Source organism: Granulicella mallensis MP5ACTX8 (genome assembly GCF_000178955.2).
Classification (GTDB): Bacteria; Acidobacteriota; Terriglobia; order Terriglobales; family Acidobacteriaceae; genus Granulicella; species Granulicella mallensis.
This window is the reverse complement of record NC_016631.1, coordinates 3,466,953-3,486,025: the sequence shown is the minus strand read 5'-3', so window position 1 is coordinate 3,486,025 and position 19,073 is coordinate 3,466,953. Positions and strand designations below refer to the sequence as shown.

11 protein-coding genes are annotated in these 19,073 nt (G+C 54.9%); 9 read left to right on the top strand and 2 right to left on the bottom strand.

Annotated features, from left to right (window positions below; all coding sequences use genetic code 11):
• Nucleotides 1-104: 104 nt before the first annotated feature.
• Together ACIX8_RS14100 and ACIX8_RS14095 are read right to left on the bottom strand one after the other, a co-directional pair.
• On the bottom strand, nt 105-1,721 hold the full coding sequence (locus ACIX8_RS14100) for an MFS transporter (protein WP_014266016.1): 1,617 nt from the start codon (nt 1,719-1,721) through the stop codon (nt 105-107).
• A gap of 8 nt (nt 1,722-1,729) precedes the next feature.
• The gene (locus tag ACIX8_RS14095) at nt 1,730-2,857 is read right to left on the bottom strand and encodes an HlyD family secretion protein (protein WP_014266015.1); all 1,128 of its coding nucleotides are present in this window, start codon (nt 2,855-2,857) and stop codon (nt 1,730-1,732) included.
• Nucleotides 2,858-3,549: 692 nt separating this feature from the next.
• On the opposite strand from ACIX8_RS14095, the gene ACIX8_RS14090 reads away from it, so the two are divergent.
• From ACIX8_RS14090 to ACIX8_RS14045, 9 genes are all read left to right on the top strand, one after another.
• A complete protein-coding gene (locus tag ACIX8_RS14090) occupies nt 3,550-6,504 on the top strand; it encodes an FAD-binding and (Fe-S)-binding domain-containing protein (protein ID WP_014266014.1) in 2,955 nt (984 codons plus the stop codon).
• A gap of 16 nt (nt 6,505-6,520) precedes the next feature.
• Nucleotides 6,521-7,849 carry a cytochrome ubiquinol oxidase subunit I gene (locus ACIX8_RS14085; RefSeq protein WP_014266013.1) on the top strand — a complete coding sequence of 443 codons (1,329 nt, stop codon included), beginning with the start codon at nt 6,521-6,523 and terminating at the stop codon, nt 7,847-7,849.
• On the top strand, nt 7,846-8,871 hold the full coding sequence (locus ACIX8_RS14080; RefSeq protein WP_014266012.1) for a cytochrome d ubiquinol oxidase subunit II: 1,026 nt from the start codon (nt 7,846-7,848) through the stop codon (nt 8,869-8,871). The genes ACIX8_RS14085 and ACIX8_RS14080 overlap by 4 nt, the downstream gene beginning before the upstream one ends.
• A gap of 20 nt (nt 8,872-8,891) precedes the next feature.
• Nucleotides 8,892-9,737 (top strand): acetolactate decarboxylase, encoded by an 846-nt coding sequence (gene budA / locus ACIX8_RS14075; RefSeq protein WP_014266011.1) that lies wholly within the window; start codon nt 8,892-8,894, stop codon nt 9,735-9,737.
• Nucleotides 9,737-11,413, top strand: coding sequence for an acetolactate synthase AlsS (alsS, locus tag ACIX8_RS14070; protein ID WP_014266010.1), 1,677 nt, complete (start codon nt 9,737-9,739; stop codon nt 11,411-11,413). Before budA ends, alsS begins: the two co-directional genes overlap by 1 nt.
• 1,097 nt (nt 11,414-12,510) lie before the next feature.
• On the top strand, nt 12,511-15,522 hold the full coding sequence (locus ACIX8_RS14060) for a TonB-dependent receptor (RefSeq protein WP_014266008.1): 3,012 nt from the start codon (nt 12,511-12,513) through the stop codon (nt 15,520-15,522).
• A gap of 80 nt (nt 15,523-15,602) precedes the next feature.
• Nucleotides 15,603-16,865 (top strand): DUF2891 family protein, encoded by a 1,263-nt coding sequence (locus tag ACIX8_RS14055; protein ID WP_014266007.1) that lies wholly within the window; start codon nt 15,603-15,605, stop codon nt 16,863-16,865.
• Between the two features lie 64 nt (nt 16,866-16,929).
• The gene (locus tag ACIX8_RS24615; RefSeq protein WP_014266006.1) at nt 16,930-18,183 is read left to right on the top strand and encodes a DUF2891 family protein; all 1,254 of its coding nucleotides are present in this window, start codon (nt 16,930-16,932) and stop codon (nt 18,181-18,183) included.
• Nucleotides 18,184-18,289: 106 nt separating this feature from the next.
• Nucleotides 18,290-19,051 carry a GntR family transcriptional regulator gene (locus ACIX8_RS14045; RefSeq protein WP_044176767.1) on the top strand — a complete coding sequence of 254 codons (762 nt, stop codon included), beginning with the start codon at nt 18,290-18,292 and terminating at the stop codon, nt 19,049-19,051.
• Nucleotides 19,052-19,073 lie beyond the last annotated feature (22 nt).

Here is a 19,073-nt window from a genome sequence, read left to right as displayed (position 1 = left end):
ATGAGTGCGGCGATGCGCTTTAACTGCCTTCCTCTTGTTAGAGAAGAGCGATCCCTGCAACGAAACCCCATCAAGAGTGCAGCGTATTTTGTTCTGGATAGCATCTATGCGTTCTGTCCTTTCGCCGATGCAAGAAGGGCCTTGTATTGAAGCTTGTGAGAGCTGATAGCCGAGACAATCACCATACACACAACAGCCGCACAGGCCAGTAGAAGAAAGCAATCCGTTGTGGCGAGAGTGAAAGCCTGCTTCCGAATCGTCAGTCCGAGCAGCTCAAAGGCACGGCCTCCAGCCTGGTCTGGCCCAGTAGCCTGCGCCCGCATCCCGAGAGTGAGGCCCTGGAGGCGCTGAGTGCTATCCGCAGCGCCTCGTTGCACATGCAAGCCAATCGTATTCGAATGGAATTGTTCGCGGACTTGCAGGAAGTGCTGCATATATGCCGATCCAACCTCGCCCCCGAGGAGTCTGATCGTTTGGAAAAAGCCCGAGAACGTGAGAAGGTCTATCCCTCTGCTCATCGCGCCTGAGTTCAGAATATCGAGAATCAAAACTCCGACCAGGCCATTAAACGCCAGTCCTTCTCCCAGCGAGAGCACCAATTGGCTTAGCTGAAAGTTGGTTCCTGACCATGCCGACGTGAGACTTGCATTCATGAGGCATCCGAGGCCCATGAGGGCAAACCCGCTCCCAAGGATGATTCGGGTATCGATTCGTGCGAGAAGAAAAACAGCGAGAAATCCTGCCAGAACCTCTGGAATAGCTAGCCACAAAAGTACGGGACCGATCTGATCCGCGTTATAGCCCTGAATATTCCCAAGATAGGTTGGCACCACCAGTACAGTCGAGAGAAGAGAAAAGCGAAAGAAGATCAGAACGAACGCCAGGAGGATGGTGTTACGTCGGCGAAGAAAGGGGTAGTTGATCAGTGGGTTGGGGCGTATGAAATGACGGATGAGCGCACAGAGGACAAGAAATATGCCCGTAATCACCATTGCGACGAAGGTCGTGGAGCGCCACCAGTCCATTCGCTGTCCCTGGTCCAACGCTCCATAGAGCAATGCGGCTCCTACACTGGCATACAGGAAGCCTCTCCAGCTTGGAGGTGCCTGTCCGTCCTTCGGCTTTGGAAGAGGCTGTGGTGCGATGCCAAACAATACGAGCAGGATCATCACTGGCGTCAGCAATGCATCTGTCCAAAAGATCCAGCGCCAGGACAATGTCCGCATGATCCACCCTTCCCAGGAGTGGGCGACATGCGTTGTTACGACGATATCGAATGCGTAAGCGCCGATGCCATATAGTGCGTATCGTTGGGGGAGATTGCGAAGGATGAAAGACAGGCTCAGGGGATAAAAGGTGCCTGCGGTCAATCCAGCCAGGGCCAGCACCGCCAGCAGAAGAGGGAAGTGGCTCACAAATGGGGCTACGATGCACAACAATGTGAAGATGCCGGCGCAGGCAATCAGAACTCTGCGTGGCCCCAGTAGTCCTCCAAGGAACACGGAGAAGGGACCGATGAACATCATCCCCATGTTGTAGGTCGTTCCTATCCAGGAAGCAGAATCGAAATCCAATCCAAGAGCACCCCGCAGGTCTCCGGCGCCAACGCTTAACAGGCGGCCAAGAAAGGTGGCAAGGGCTGCTCCGAGCAGAACCGCGCCCACTCCGAGAATTGGCTGATAGGTTCGGACGGTACCGGTTGTTTGCGCAGTATCCGACATCGGCAGACCTACCTCGCTGTACCGCTCGATGGGTGGATGACAACCTCTGCAGAAAATCCTGGTCGCAACTGTGTCAGAGATGGATCTTGATCAAGGCTGATCTTGACCGGTACGCGCTGAATTACTTTTGTGAAGTTTCCCGTTGCATTATCGGGGGGAAGAAGCGCGAATTGGGAACCACTCGCTGGTGCAATCTCAAGGATATGTCCATGAAAAACCTTGGAGGGAAGTGCATCGATCCTGATATCTGCGGGGTCACCCGACTTGGCGTAGCCGAGTTGAGTCTCTCGAAAGTTAGCCTCAATCCAGATTTCGCTTTGGACCAGATCCACAATCTGTTGGCCTGCTCCTACAAGTTGTCCAGGGTGAACTCGGAATTCACCAAGAGAGCCGTCTGCCGGCGAGAATATCTTGGTGTAGCCCACATTCACCTGGGCTACAACGATTGCGGCCTTCTTCGCCTCGATCTGGGCCAGTAATCCTTGATCCTTAGCGTTGAGAGAGACACGCTGCTGCTTTGCGCTCGATAACCCGGCTTCGGACGCCTTAACGGCTGCCTGCGCCCGAGCCAGATCGGCCTTTTTACCCGAAAGGCCTGCAACAAAGTTTAATCTTGCCGATTGTGCTTGCTCAAACTGTTGTCTGGTTGCCGCCTTCGTTTCCAAAAGGCCTTGATGGCGATCGAATTCCGATTGGGCCTGCGCCAGGCTTGCCCCGGTCGCATCGATACTCGCCTGGGCAGCGTCGGCAGATGCCTGAGCCTGTTCGATTCCGGCCTGTGCGGCTTCAATGCTTGCGTCCGCCGCTCGTTTGGCATCTTGATTCGCAGAATATTCCGCCTGTGCTGCCTCGAGAGCCGCTTGCGATTCCTTCAGAACGGCCTGATAGTCGGCGTCTTCCAGTTCAACCACAAGCTCGCCGGCCTTAGCTGGTTGATAGTCGCGTGCTGCCACGCGCTTCACGCTACCGCTGATGCGAGTACTTAGGGGAGTCTGGAATGCTTTCACATACGCATCATCGGTTCGTTGCTCCCCAGAACCTACTTCTTCTCGTACCCATTGGCTGCGGATACCGAAAAATAGAGCCGCGGCCATGCCGAGCACCAGGATCGGAACAATGATGGCCCGCTTTGACATGTTCGATCCTCGCCCTCCTATGGCGCGCTACATTGGTTAGCACCATGATCGTAAGAGGAGCGCAGCGGGCTGGCTATCATATGTTTCTATTAGAGTCGCTTCGGCGCGACTCTTTCGGCTCGATCTTTGAAGAAGCAACTCAGTTCTCGACTCCTTGAAGTGTGGCTGCAACCGCGGGCAGGAGTTCTTTCCCGTCGAACGGTTTCCGAAAACGGTCTGGCATCTGGATGAGTTAGACCCCATCTAAATCGTATGAATAAGCATTTATGTCAGTAATTCTCTGCTGCCATGTTTATGCTGTCCAGTTGGCGAGAGCGTACACGTTCTCGTTGCTGCGATGATCGCAGGCAGATCTCGCCCTTTATTCCCAGGAGTTGTTTCTTATGACGACGTACAGTGTCCTCCACAGTATTAGGCTCGAAACGCGTCCGTCCGTGGGGCTAATAGAAACATATGATTTACGGGCTTGTAATCGGTAGTTAGGATGATTTCGTTGCCTGATACCGATCTTCGATCGATAGAGGTGGCGACGGCTTGGGAGAGCGTACCGAGCATAGAACGGGCTGTTTCAGCAGCTCCGGCAGTAGGTACTCTCCAGCGCCGGGGAACAAGCACTGCTGATTCCATAGTCTGATTCATTGCATGTTTCTACCCTTATGCCGTCTGGCTAACGAATTTCAGGAGATTGTCCGATGCTTCTTCCTCTTTTGCAGCCCGATACCGAGCGCATTACGCCTGTTGAACACAAGCCTACCCACGATCGGGCTCCAGAAGAACTTGCTCTAGGCAGCCCGTTGTGGCTTCGTGATGATCTCGCGGAACTTATCGGCGAAGAGCAGGTGCATTCACGCCTCATCGACCTCGTGAAGTACGCGACCGATGCAAGTCCCTACCGCATGTTCCCCAAGGTTGTTGTGTCTCCACGCACAGTCGAAGAGGTGAACAAGATCTTTGCCTACGCGCAGGAGAAGGGGCTTCCGGTTACGATTCGGTCCGCCGGATCGAGTCTCAGCGGCCAGTCGCAGGGAAATGGGATTCTCATTGACGCAAGAAAGCACTGGGCGGGAGCATCCGTTGAGGATGGCGGAAAACGTCTTCGGGTTAGACCGGGAACTGTGATGTTTCGAGCGAACCTGGCTCTCCATCCCTATGGATATCGGCTCGGACCTGACCCTGCCAGTTCAGGCGTCGCGACCGTAGGCGGAGTCATTGCCAACAATGCCAGCGGAATGTGTTGTGGCACGGTGGAGAACTCCTATAAAACGCTCGAATCCGTTTCGTTTCTGCTTCCGTCCGGCACTTTCATCAACACAGCCGATCCCGATGCTGAGAATCAATTCAATCTTGCGGAGCCTGCATTGGCTGCCGGTCTTCTTGAGATTAAGAGTGACATCGAGAAGGATGCTGCGCTAGTAGCACGCCTCAAGAAGAAGTACAGCATCAAGAACACAACGGGTTACCACATGGGAGCGTTTCTCGATGAGTCGACTCCCCTGGGGATCTTCCGCAAGCTGCTCGTCGGTTCAGAAGGCACCCTCGCCTTCATTTCAGAGGGGGTCTTCGAGACCGTTCTGGATGATAAGTATCGCCTGACCGCCTTCCTCGTCTTTCCCGATATGCATTCGGCCTGCGCCGCAGTTGCCCCTTTCATCGCTCATGGCGCCGCGGCTGCTGAGTTGTCGGACCGTGGCAGCCTGCGGGCAGTTGAAGGAAAGCCGGGTGTTCCGGATCGCTGGAAGACACTCCCGGCCGAAGCTACGGCGCTGCTGGTAGAGTTTCGGGAACCGACACCGGAGAAGCTTGGGGAAGCCGCCAAAGCTGCACAGTCGGTACTGAATGGGCTCACACTCCTCGAGCCGGCCGAGTTTACGAGAGACGCACACCTGGCCGCTCAGTACTGGACGATTCGTAGCGGACTGCTTCCCTCAATCGGTGGCGCGCGCCCGAGTGGCACGTCGCTGATTCTTGAAGACGTCTGTTTCCCGCCTGACAAACTAGCGGATGGTGCGCTGGACCTTCAGAAGCTGTTCCCGAAGCATGGTTATGACGGGGTTGTTTTTGGTCATGCTTCAGCTGGCAATCTACATTTCCTTATCACTCCATCCCTCAACACGGAAGCAGACGTACAGCGCTTCGACGGGTTCCTTCGAGGTGTTGTTGAACTCGTCGTCGACAAATACGATGGATCGCTCAAGGCAGAACACGGGACCGGCCGCAATATCGCGCCCTTCGTCGAGCATGAGTGGGGTCTGAAGCTCACTGAGATGATGTGGCGGCTCAAGAAGCTGGCCGATCCGAAGCTGATGCTCTCTCCCGATGTGATGTTGACCCGAGACACCAAAGCGCATCTACGTCACCTCCACACCGTGCCAACGGTGGAAGAGGAAGTCGATCGCTGCATTGAGTGCGGATATTGTGAGTCGGTCTGCCCAAGTCGTCATATCACTACAACACCGCGGCAGCGCATCGTTCTTCGTCGAGAGATGCTTCGCCAGCCCGTTGGTTCCATCGTCACGGAAGCGCTCATGAAGCAATACGAGTATGACGCAATCGAGACCTGTGCGGGCGATGGCAGCTGCGCGCTAGCCTGTCCGGTCGGAATCAACACTGGGATGTTGATGAAGAGGTTCCGTCATGAAGAGCACAACAAAACTGAAGAGTATGTTGCAGGGAAAATCGCCGAGAACTGGGGCTTTGCAGAGGTGGGAGCAAGAACAGCTCTTACTCTTAACCACATCGCTACCAGCGTATATGGAGGTTCACTGGTAGCTGAGAGCGCCCTGAGGATCGCTCGCTCGGTCGTGAGCAAGGATCTGATGCCGGGATGGCTGCCGGTCATTCCTCCAGCCGCGATTCCAAAGGTTCCGCCAACCTCACGCGAAAATGCTGCGGCCGTTTACTTCCACGCCTGCGTCAACCGAATCTTTGCCAGTTCCGACGAAGCGCATGGGCCGAACATAGCGGATGCGATGGTGGCGGTCTCTGCTCGCGCGGGCATGCCGCTCTGGATTCCGGACGATCTCGCCGGCACTTGCTGTGCAACCGTCTGGCACTCGAAGGGATATGCGGATGGAAACAAGTACATGGCAAATCTGGTCGTCGAGAAGATGTGGGAGTGGAGTGACGGAGGCAAGATTCCTGTCGTATGCGACGCCAGTTCCTGCACGTTCGGAATCACGAGCGAGATTGTGTCGTACCTCACATTGCAGAATGCAGAGCGCCACAAACAGCTCAAGCTTCTCGATTCGGTGGCATGGGCTCATGACTATCTTCTGCCAAAACTGACTGTGCACCATCAGGTAGAGTCGGCAGTCCTTCATCCGGTCTGTGCTCTCCACCATCTCGGGCTGGTCGATCAACTGCAGCACGTTGGAGAGGCATTGGCTAAGAAAGCCGTCACGCCCATCTATGCCACCTGCTGCGCCTTCGCTGGAGACCGTGGATTCCTCCATCCGGAACTGACGAAATCCGCAACCTCCGAAGAGGTGCACGAGATTGGGGATCAGGAATTCGAGCAGCACATCTGCAGCAATCGAACCTGTGAACTGGGGATGAATCTGGCGACGGGCAAGGACTATCGATCGGTGATCTTCCTGCTTGAGGAGCTAACGCGTCCTGCAACTGAAGGCGCAACCAGCATCGCCTGAAGGGGTGAGCGTTTTCATGGATAATCTTCTTGCAGCTCGCTCCCAGATGGGGATGTCGCTCGGCTTCCATATCATCTTTGCGGTCATTGGCGTATCCCTGCCTTTGATGATGACCATCGCCGAGTGGCGTTGGCGATCTACCGGCGATCCAGCGTATCTCTTTCTTGCCAAGCGATGGGCGAAGGGGACCACCATCCTCTTCGCCGTCGGGGCGATCTCCGGTACCGTTCTGTCGTTTGAACTTGGCTTGTTGTGGCCGCGTTTTATGCAGTATGCAGGGCCGGTAGTGGGCATGCCTTTCTCGCTGGAAGGTTTTGCGTTCTTTACTGAAGCCATCTTCCTCGGTATTTATCTCTACGGATGGAATCGCGTGCCCGGCTGGCTCCATCTCTTTGCTGGAGTGGTCGTTTCCCTGAGTGGGCTCGTTTCGGCCATTTTTGTGACCCTGGTCAACGGTTGGATGAATACCCCAACCGGCTTCGACATCGTGAATGGCAAGTTCCAGAATATTCATCCCCTTGCCGCCATGTTGAATCCTGCCGGCATCCCCGAAGCCGTGCATATGGTTCTGGCTGCTTATACGGCAGCGGGATTTGCTACTGCGGGGATACATGGATTCTTACTCCTGCGCCGGGGCCGGAACCGGTTTGATGAGGTGGCAATTGGGATCGCATTAACCGTTGGCGGCTGCGCGGTTCTCGTGCAGGGTATCAGCGGTGATGCACTTGCTCGCATGGTGGCTCAGAAGCAACCGATGAAGCTCGCGAGCCTTGAGGGACAGTTCAAGACGGAGACTAGCGCACCTTTACGCATCGGTGGCCTCCCATTTCCTGATCAGCGCGAGACAAAGTATGCAATTGAGATCCCCGACGGTCTGAGTCTCCTTGCCTTTCACGATCCACATGCGCGCATACGGGGGCTCGACCAGGAGCCTGAGGCCGACTGGCCAAACGTCAGGATCGTTCACGTCTCCTTTCAGATCATGGTCGGATGCGGAAGCCTTCTCTCACTCTTTGCCCTGGTAGCTGCATGGCTTGCATGGAAGAGAGGTCCGCTGAGCAAACAAAAACTATTTCTCAAGGCTTTGATACTCGTTAGTCCGCTCGGGTTTGTAGCCCTGGAAGCCGGTTGGATGGTGACGGAGATCGGACGGCAGCCCTGGATTATCTATCACTTGATGCGCACAAAAGACGCCGTGACCTCAACTCCCAACATTGCTGTTGTGTTCAGCATCATGACGTTCGTGTATCTGCTTCTGGGAGTCATTGTGGTTTGGCTTCTCGGTAAACACGTGATCGCACAGCCCGACAGGAAACAACTCGACGGTCCAGGAGTACTCGTATGAATCCCCAGATCGTGCTCACTGGTGTCATGCTCGTCGCGGTCGTTCTCTATTGTCTTCTTGCGGGTGCCGACTTTGGAGCCGGCTTCTGGGATCTGGTCTGTTCGGGACCTCGGGCACGGCAACAAAGGGAACTCATCGAGAATGCAATCGAGCCTATCTGGGAGACAAACCATGTCTGGCTCATCCTCGTGATCGTTCTCATGTTTACCGGATTCCCATCGGCATTCAGCACGATCTGCGTTGGACTTGCTGTCCCACTATTTTTGATCCTGCTGGGCATCATTCTGCGCGGCTCTTCTTATGTTTTTCGTGCCTACTTCACAGGTAGTATCCGGACACAGCTCTATTGGGGTAAAGTTTTTTCGATTTCCAGTTGTGTTACGCCGCTCTTTCTGGGAATCGTCATCGGTGCAATATCGAGTGATTCCGTGGTCGTCACGAATGGCGTTCCGGATCACGGCTGGCTCGATACCTGGCTTCATCCTTTTCCTCTGCTTGTAGGTGTGCTCTCGTTGTCCCTCTTTGCCTATCTTTCGGCCTGCTATCTCACGCTTGAGGCAGAAGACCCTCTGCTTCAGGAAGACTTCCGCCGTCGAGCTCTGTTTACAGGATTCGTCTCTCTTCTCACTGCTTTCGCTACGTATGCGGCGGCGGGCACCTTTGCCCAGGAGATCCGAGACGGCTTGTCGCGCGCGCCATACGTTTGGCTCGTCGAGGTCGTCGCTGCCATGGCGTCGCTAGTGGCATTTCAGGGACTCTGGATGAGGCGTTATCGACGAGCAAGAATCGCAGCAGCAATTCAGGTCGGGCTGATTATTTTGGGTTGGGGGGTAGCGCAATTTCCATTTCTAGTCAGGCCAAACCTTACGATTGCGACAGCCTCGGCTCCGACCAATATCCTGGTCGATATTGAAATCGCATGCTCCCTGGGAGGGGCCATCCTTTTCCCGTCTCTCTACCTGCTGTTTTACATCTTCAAAGCTCACCGCAAATCCGTTGCCACAGAGAACACGATCGCCTGAACCCTGCCCGGAGACCCCATATGGCCAAACTCAATTGTGAAATATCGGAACACCTTCAGGTAGCACTTCGTGAGCGGTCCAAAGCCACAGGGGAGTCGATCGATCGTATCGTGTCCAACGCACTCGCAAGGGCGCTTGAGATGCCGGTGCATACGCTCTTTCAGATTTCCACTTCGGGGGCACTTGTCGAGGGGATCTATGAGAAAGCCGTGTCTTCGAGCCTCCTGCTGAATTACGGGGACTTCGGAATCGGGACCTTCGATAATCTGGACGGAGAGATGGTGGTCCTCGATGGTGCCATCTATCAGGTACGCAGCAACGGTACAGTGACAAACATCCAGGACGATACCGGCACGCCATTCGCTGTTGTTGTTCGGTTCGTCGCCGATCAAGACGAGACCATCGCTAAGGCAAGCAGCTTTGAGGATCTCCGGAGTCTATGTGACAAATATCGTGATTCTGCGAATCTCTTTTATGCAGTTCGTGTCGACGGGCATTTCGACCATATTCATACGAGAGCGATGAAAGCTACTCTGGACGGTCTCCCTCTTGCGCAGGCGGCGGCCATTCAACCCGAGTTCGATTTTCACGACATCGATGGGACGCTCGTGGGGATATGGGCACCGGAGTATTCCCGTTCCCTTAATATCGCCGGCTACCACTTCCACTTTCTCTCGGATGATAGGACGCAAGGTGGTCATCTGCTGGAGTGCAGCGGCAAAAATCTTCGCGTGCGTGTAGAGCGGCTGGCTGATTTTCACCTTAGTCTTCCTGAGTCCGAGGAATTCCTGCGAGCCGACCTCACAAAAGATCCATCGAAGGACCTCGCTTACGCAGAACAAGCCCACAAAAAGGGAGACGCCTAATGGCCGTAGAAAAGAAGGAAGCACCGCTCAGCGGTGCTGATGTCGTAGTCAGGACCCTCGAGCAGCAAGGAGTCAAATGGGTCTTCGGTGTTCCTGGAGCCAAGATCGACAAGGTCTTCAATACATTGGTCGATTCTCAAATCCAGACTGTCGTGTGCCGTCACGAGCAAAATGCGGCCTTCATTGCCGGTGGGATCGGGCGTATGACCGGTAAGGCCGGGGTCGCTATCGCAACTTCGGGTCCGGGAGTCTCGAATCTGACGACGGGGCTGGCGACGGCCAATACCGAAGGAGATCCGGTGGTAGCCCTTGGAGGAGCGGTGCCTCTTGCTGACCGGCTGAAGAAGATTCATCAGTCGATGGATTCGGTAAGCCTAATGCGGGCGGTCACAAAGTACAGCGTGGAGGCCGATTCGCCCGAATCGGTTGGCGAGGTCATGGCAAACGCGTTTCGTAGTGCCGAATCGGACCGGCCGGGAGCAGCCTTTGTAAGCTTGCCGATGGACATTATGATCTCCCCGGCAAAATGCGAGGTCCTGACCTCGCCGTCACACTCGGGAGTCGGTCCGGCCGCTGAAGCTGCTATTCAAGAGGCGGCCCGTCTTATCAATCAAGCGAAGCGTCCGGTCATTCTGCTTGGTCTGCTGGCCAGTAAGCCGGAGAATGCTGAAGCTGTGCACGAGCTGGTCGCAAGCGGCAAACTTCCCGTCGTCGGAACATTTCAGGCTGCGGGTGCTATCTCCGCCGAGTTGTTTAGTAATTTTGGAGGCCGCGTTGGACAGATCAATAACCAGCCTGCGGACAAGATTCTCGAAGCGGGAGATTTAGTGGTCACCATTGGTTATGACCCGGTGGAATATTGGCCGTCCCTCTGGAATAGGGGGCAGCGCCGCATTCTCATCCATCTCGATGCTCTACCAGCCGACATCGATAATTCCTATTGCCCGGCCGTCGAGCTGATAGGCGATCTTGCAGCAACGATTCGTCAGTTGACTCTGCTTATCAAGCACATGACGCCAGACGCCAAAATGTCGGCATTATTGGCGAAGATCGCGCAGGATCGTGAGCAACTGGCGCGCGAGTCGGCCGAACTGAATGGAACGCCTGTCCACCCCCTTCGACTTGTCTCGGAGCTGCAAAAGATTCTTACCCCGGATACGACACTTTGCCTTGATATGGGTTCCTTCCACCTATGGATGGCGCGCCACCTCTATAGCTTCCGAGCACGACAAGTTCTTATCAGCAACGGCCAGCAGACTCTTGGTGTTGCGCTTCCGTGGGGGATCGCCGCGACCCTGGTACGTCCATCCGAGAAAGTCGTGTCTATCTCTGGTGATGGAGGCTTCCTCTTCTCGGGAATGGAGCTTGAAACGGCAGTGAGGCTAAAATCCAATCTCGTTCACATGATCTGGATTGACGGAACATACAATATGGTCGCTATTCAGGAAGAGCAAAAGTATGGCCGGTCCTCTGGAACAGACTTCGGCCCACTCGATCCTGTTAAGTATGCAGAGGCGTTTGGTGCCCGTGGTCTGATGATTCAGTCGCCCGATCAAGTCGCGCCTGTTCTCAAAGAAGCCTTTGATATCCCTGGTCCTGTGCTCATCGGTGTTCCTGTCGACTATCGTGACAATCACAAGCTATTCGAAACGGTGAACGAGCGGAATATTCATTGAGCAGGTTCTGGTGTGCAATTTCACTTTTCGATTGCCGCGACAGTTATCTACTATCGGTTCCTGAACGCGATAGGACAGGTTGATGCGGTGCAGGTAATGCTCTCTAAAGCCCAACGGTGTTGAAGGACGCCGAAGTGCGGCGCAAGGACGGAGTTGCTACCTTTGCTGATGTGCTTGAATCGCAAACTGCAGAAGCATAGGCCGAATACGATCTTCAGACAGCGGTCGGGTCCCAGAATGTTGCCCGTGGAGATCTTTGATAGACCAGATCGTCGCGGGTAACCGTTTCGTTGTCGCTGCGCTTCAATATCCCACCTCAGAGCAACGCCAAGATGCGGTCTATCCGCAGTCAAGGTGTCGTCGGCGATGACGACACCTTGATCAGAACGTCCTAATCTATCTTTCCGGTCGACGGGACTGGCTTGATGCCGTCGTAGCAGCGATTCAAGAAGGACGTTTCCTGCCTGTACTTTCACCCTGGCACTTCTACGAGATCTGCAAGATCCGTGACCATCGCAGGGATGAGCTTCTCGAGGTAGTAGCGCAGATCAGCCCGGCATGGATGTTGGATCTGTCGCCAACCGCAATGATGCCAGGCATAGCCGTACTGTTCGACATTGGCGTTTGCAGCGAAAAGTCTGCTGGCTGATCGTCGAGGGAGGGTCGCCCCAGAAAGGCCGAGATATCCAGTCCGGATCTTCCGCACTTTTGAAGCCGCACCCATCTCATAACCTTAGCCCAGCTGCGTGCGTACAGCTGGCCTGAAATCATCGCCGAGCGCTCCTCTGTTGTCTCGCGCAAGTCAAACCCCATCAATAAGTTGTTGCCAATTGATAACCCCAAAAAACACAAGTTGTATACAAGATGGGAGATGGCTGCCTTTGTGCAGAGCAAAGTTTCAAGGAAGATCAATAAAAGTCCTTTAAATATGTCATTTTGTGATGTAAAACAATTTTGCAGAAAATTCTTGACAAGAAAATGAATCACGCATATAAACCGTGTATGCCGTCTCGGCTACGGCCCCGCCAATAAATAAAACCTAATGCGACTCCTCTCGGATTCGTAGCGAAGTCCTACTCATATCTTTTGGAGGTAGCATGACCGTCCTGAAGTTACGCAGAGGTATTCTTGTCGCACTCGCTCTCGTTTTTTGCCTGAATGGTGCTGTCGCGATGCACGCGCAGTCCGGGCAGGCGGACGTTCAGGGGGTAGTCACGGACGTATCTGGGTCCATCGTGGTCAAAGCCCAGGTAGTCCTGACGAACACGGACAACGGAGAGAAACGCACTGTTACCACAGCGTCGGATGGACGTTACAGTATTCCCACCGTGGCTCCCGGCCATTACTCACTTACCATCACCGCGCCCACATTCTCGCCCGAGACCATCAATGGTCTCGTCATCCAGCTGGATAATCACGTGAATCAAAACGTCACATTGCAGGCAGGTAACGCCACGCAGAGCATCACGGTTCAAAGTGCCGTGCCGGCGGTGGACACAACCTCCTATGACGTGGGTGGTGTCGTCGAGCAGGCTCAGATCGAAGACCTTCCCATTCAAAACCGGCAGTATCTCGCTCTTGCGCTGCTGACGCCGGGCACTACGCAGGCTGCTTCGCGCAGCTTCTATAGCAACGTGCAATCAGGAGGCGGTGTGTACTACTACGCCAACGGCTTCTACTGGGACGGTGTGTCCAACCAGCAGACCGAAGAAGGCGATCCGCGCCAGAACATTCCAGAAGATTCCGTGGCTGAGTTCAAGACGTATACCGCCTCCATGCCTGCCGATCTTGGCTGGGCGATGGGCGGTTTCACAACGGTCGTTTCCAAGAGCGGCACCAACAAGATTCACGGCGATGTCTTCGAGTATTATCGCGACACCGCTCTCACCGCCGACACTTCGTTCGATAAAGCCACCGAGTTGGCCGAGCATACCGGTTCTCCCCTCTACAAGCGCAATCAGTGGGGCGGCTCTATAGGTGGTCCGATCCTAAAGGATCGGATCCACTACTACGGGGCCTTTGAGCGCACGCAGGCCACCACCTCCTGGACGTTGTTCGAGCCAGCTGGCAGTGCCGCCGCGGCGGACTATGCATCGCTCCTCGGAACCTTCCAGCATCCGAGCCACGATCAACTCCTCACCGTTCGTGTCGACGATGACCTCAAGCCGAATCAGCAACTATTCTTCCGCTATTCGCAAGAGTGGCAGTTGTCCACGGCGAATGGATGCGGTGGACAGACCACAGCCTATTGCTACGATGGCGAGTTTCCGCGCAAGGCCTATGTGGTCGGGCATACATGGGAGCCAAAACCCAATATGGTGAACGAGGCTCGTTTTCAATACGCCTACATCTCCTACGAGCTCGGTCCCTACAATACGCCCATTCCGACCAAGCCAGAACAGCTTGCGAATCCGATCTATAGCCAGAATGTATCGCTGGCCTATGACTTTCCCAGCCTCTCCTTTGGGCATAACTATGCCGCTGTAGGTGTAGAGTCTCGCTGGCAGGTCAACGACTCCCTGACCATCCAGAAGGGAGCGCATTCGATCAAGATCGGTGCGGATGTAAGTTACATCCCCTACATCGACTCCGACGATCTCAACTTGAACGGAACCTACACCTTCCTTACCGACCAGCCCTTTGATGACACTCCGGCCACAGAGGCAAAGCTCTCCAACCCTTACCAATTCACGCAGAATGCGATTCCGCAGATCTTCTACCTGCCCTCGACCCAGCAGTCGTATTTCGTGGAAGATAGCTGGAGAGTAAAGCCGAACCTGACTGTCAACGCGGGGCTCCGCTACGATCTCCAGCGGGGCGCCTCGTTCCTCGATACCTATACGCCGAACACCACTACTGAGCCCGTGATTCCCGGCGAAGGAAATCCTCATGATCGCGGGGACTATCACAACGTTGGCCCAAGAGTTGGCGTGTCGTGGGACCCCTTCAAGAAGGGGAATGATGTAATCCGCGCGGGCTATGGCATCTATTACAACTTCATCCAGACCGAGCTCCAGGAGTCGGAAAAACTTAACTTCAAGAATTGCAACATCTCGCTAACGACGGGCATTGCGCCTGCCGGCACGCCACCGAATCATGTTCTGCCCTATCCCAACCCCTATAACGGACTGAGCGTCACGGACTATTGCTCGACTACGCCGCTGACCGTTGCTACTCTTTCTCCGTATCTGCAGAATCCCTATATGCATCAGTTTTCTCTTGGCTACAGTCGCCAGCTCGGCAAGGATCTTTCCCTCTCTGTCGATGGTCTCTATAATCGCGGCCTGCGCGACTACAAGATTTATGACCTCAACATTCCGGCCAACTATCCGGCCAACACCGCCAGACCTGATCCCACTTTCTATCAGATCAATCAGAATGCCTCCACCTCGGCCAATGAGTACAAGGGCTTCTACGTCAAGTTCGACAAGAGACTGAGCCATCGTTACATGTACACCGCTTCCTATGCTCTTAGCTCGTCTCATGACAACAACCCGCACCAGGCTCCCACGAACTACAACAACCTTGGAGAGGACTGGGGCCCCGCGCAATTCGACCAACGCAATGCGCTGGTACTCAGCGGTTCTGTCGATCTGCCGTATCGCATCCAGGTTGGCGGCATCTACAGCCTCCGCAGTAACCTGCCATTCAGCGTGACCACTTCTACTCTCAGCCCAAACATGTTCCCGGTAAATACCAATGCCGACGGTACGGCTCAGTATGTTCCTGGAACCACGCGAGACCAGGGCAATCGCGGGATCAACTATGCCGCGATCAATGCCTACCGCGCCGACCTTGACGCTAATGTCAATCCCTACATGTCGGCATGCCGAAGCGGTGTCGCTCCAGGTACTGGCTCCTGTCTCTCTACCAACCTTGGTCCGAAATCGATTGCCTCCACGGGGTATAACGACTTCGATCTCCATATCTCTGTCATCGCATACAAGCACAACTCTCTGCAGTTGAAGATCGTCGGCCAGGCATTCGATCTCTTCGGCACTGAGAATAACTTGACCATCAACACCGCTCCCACAACCAACAGCTTCGGTGCAGCTACCTCTGGCAACAATGTCCAGATCGGCGAGCTTGCAGCGCAGTTCAGCTTTTAGATAGTCATGGAACGTGGGTCCGGATGTTATCCTCCGGGCCCGCAACCTTATCGGTACTCACCCACACCAAGGACAAATGCATGCGAATTCTAAGTGGGCTCCTCATTCTTAGCCTTGCTGGTTCTGCAAGTCTTGTGGCTCAGAAAAGCGATCCAGCAAGGGTTGCCGAGTATGCCAAGACCCTTCCGTCCGTCACGTCGCCTGTATTCGACGAGCAGAGGACAGAGACCCTCGCAACCTATGCCATCAGTTGCTCCGATCACCCGCAGGAGAACACTGGCACGCACGATTACTTTCTCTGGGGCTACGAAAAGATGCCCGTGCTCCTCGAAAGCTACGACAGAAATCGCGCCTTCTTTGGCTGCTCAAACTGGCATGACGCCGTCGGCTCTGTCTGGACGCTGATGCGGTTGCTCATTCAGAATCCAAAGCTCCCTTTGGAAGGGTCCATTAAGGACATCGCGACGACTCACTTCCGTAAGACCAACATGGACGGCGAGTATGCCTTCTTTACTCAGCCAAAACCTGCCGCCATGGCTATCGTTGCCGAGCCGAACTTCGAGGAGCCCTACGGATACTCCTGGTTGCTCAAGCTGTACGGCGAGACGAAGGCTTCGGATTCACCCGAAGCCAAAAAGATGGCGACAGCCTTGGCGCCATTGGCCAAGTGGATGTCCGAACGCTATGTTTTCTATCTCTACAATCTCAAATACCCGTTCCGTGTGGGAACCGATGCCAACACGGCGTGGGCAATGAGCCTTGCCCTTGACGGAGTAAACCTCTCCGAAGACACAACCATGAAGACCGCAATCCAGGCTACTGCCATTCGTCTCTTTGGCAAGGATAAGGATTGTCCCACCGGCATGGAGCCCCAGAATTCTGACGACGTCTCGTCCTGCCTCACGGAGGCGGCCTTGATGGGCCGTGTCATGGACCAGCAGGCTTACCTCAAATGGCTCGATGATTTTCTTCCCCCCGTCTACTCAAAGCTCTTCGAGGGATATACCAAGAAGATCGATACCAGCCATACGAACACGACAGGCGCCGACGCGCAGCTTCAGCTGGATTACAAGTCTCACTTGATTGCCTTGAACTTTCAACGCGCCACCGATCTTCTCCTGATCTCCTATGCTTTGCCTCAGGACGACGCCCGCGTGCCGGTCTTCAAGACCCTTGCCACAATCAATGCAACCCATGGATACGAAGACCTCGGCAACGCGGGGTACGAGGGCCAGCACTGGCTCGCTACGTACGCTCTCCTCTATGAAAACGCGGCGAAGGGACCTGCGCCGCTCGCTCCTGAGAAGCCCAAGAACCATGACAACGCCGCCGCAGCAGACTAAGTAAGACCTGCAACGCTATGATGCCAACTCTCCATCCTCGATCAGCAACCTAAAGGACTCTCCTATGCGCTTACTATGGACGGTATCGATCCTGCTCTGCTTCACCGGTGTTCACTCCCTGCTGGCCCAGCGCAGTGATACCGCGAAGATAGCGGACTATCTGAAGAGCTTGCCCGCAGTCAATCCTCCGGAATACGGAGAAGTGCAGCGGCTTGCCCTGGCTGCGAATCCTATAGGCTGCGAGGATCATCCGCATGCTCCCCGTTTGGGCGTAGCCACCGACACGCGCCAGGCCTATCTCTGGCAGCCTCAGGGGGCGCAGCAGATCCTCGAAGACTACGACAAGCATCGGGCCTTCTATGGCTGCCTGGATTGGCACTCCGCGGTCAACTCGACCTGGATGATGGTGTCGCTAATAAAGGCTGACCCCACCATTGAGGTAGCGCCGGCGATTCGGCTCGAACTCGAAACTCATATTCAGAAATCCAATATCGATGGAGAGGTTGCATACTTCAAGGCCCTCAAAGGGCGCGAAGCCGACTTCGAAAAGCCCTACGGATATGCGTGGCTACTCAAGCTCTATGGAGAAGCCAAGACCTGGGACGACCCTGAAGGGAAGCGTGTTGCCACAACCCTGGAGCCTCTCGCAAAGTGGATGACCGAGCAGTACATCACTTATCTGCGCAGCCTCAATTACCCCATCCGCGTAGGACTTCATCCCAACACTGCACTCGACATGAACTTCGTTCTCGACTACACCACGGAGACCAGGGATACGGCTACCCAGTCCGTTATCCATGACACAGCGCTACGCCTCTTCGGCAACGACCAGAACTGCGCCACGGAGTCCGAACCTGTCTTTGGAACCTTCGCATCGCCCTGTCTTGCGGAGGCTGCGCTGATGGGACGCATTCTTGATCCGTCTGCCTACAGCAAGTGGCTCGACACCTTTCTTCCGCCGGTCTATTCCGATCTCTTCCAGGGCTACGTGAAGGAGATCGATGCCATGCACGGAGACAATCTCGACAGATCCGGCACCGATGAGGAGGGTCTGCCCAATGCGCATCTCGTTGGCCTCAACTATCAGCGCGCAGCTGACTTCGAAATGATCGCCAACGGCCTTCCGAAGGATGATCCACGTGTTGCCGTCTACCGCAGATTCGCTAACATCTCCGCCAAGGAAGGTTACACAAAAATAGGCACGGCCGGTTACCTCGGCACTCATTGGATTGCCACCTACGCACTTATGTATGAAAACCTTGTCAACGGGCCGGTCACGCCACCGGAAACTATGCGTGCTGAGGCGAGAAAAAAATAGTATGTGCCCAAAAGTTACTCATACAATGATCGCGACGGATAGGTTCGCACACTGTAACAATCACCATCCCGGAATGGATTCTGTTGTATACACTTGGTACATTCCAATGACGGAAGCACAACGCATCTACAAGGAACTGAAGCAGGATATCGTTACCTGCAAATTGTCTCCCGGGCTCTCCATTTCGGAGTTAGAGATGTGTGATCGTTACGCCGCAAGCCGCACTCCCGTTCGCGAGGCCTGCCGGCGTCTCGAAGACGAATCGCTGATGCAGATGACCCCGTTTCGCGGCTATAGCATCACTCCACTGACGATCGAAGAGTACCGAAATCTGCGTGAGCTTCAGTCCGTCGTAGAACCCGCGGTTGCCGCTTTCGCTGCAGAGCGTGCAACCCCAGAGCAGATCAGGGAAATCAGCGGCTGGGCAACGTACGAATATCAAGTCGGTGAGAGAAATAGTTACTACACGTTTCTTGAATGGAATAAGAACTTTCATATCTCCATCGCTGCTGCCAGCCGCAATCAGTCCCTGCTCCAGATCGTCACCAACGCGCAGACCCGCCTCATGCGCTATTACTATCTGGTGATCGTTATGGATAGTTACGGCCCGCAGTTGGTCGCCGAACATCAGGAACTCGTCCGTGCGCTTCGTTCCGGCAATGCCGAGTTAGCTCGTGCCCGCGCCAGCGATCACCTCGAAAACACGGTGAAGCGCAGCATGAAGGTCGATCTGCTGGCGGTGAATCTTCCCAATGAAAATCCTATGAACACCGACTATTCTGACTGGCTCCGCAACCCGGAGCCGCTCGGCGCAAAGCGTACCAAGCGTGCAAGGCTTACACGTCCGCGCAAAACTGTTAAACACTAAAGATTCAACCATATGCGGAACA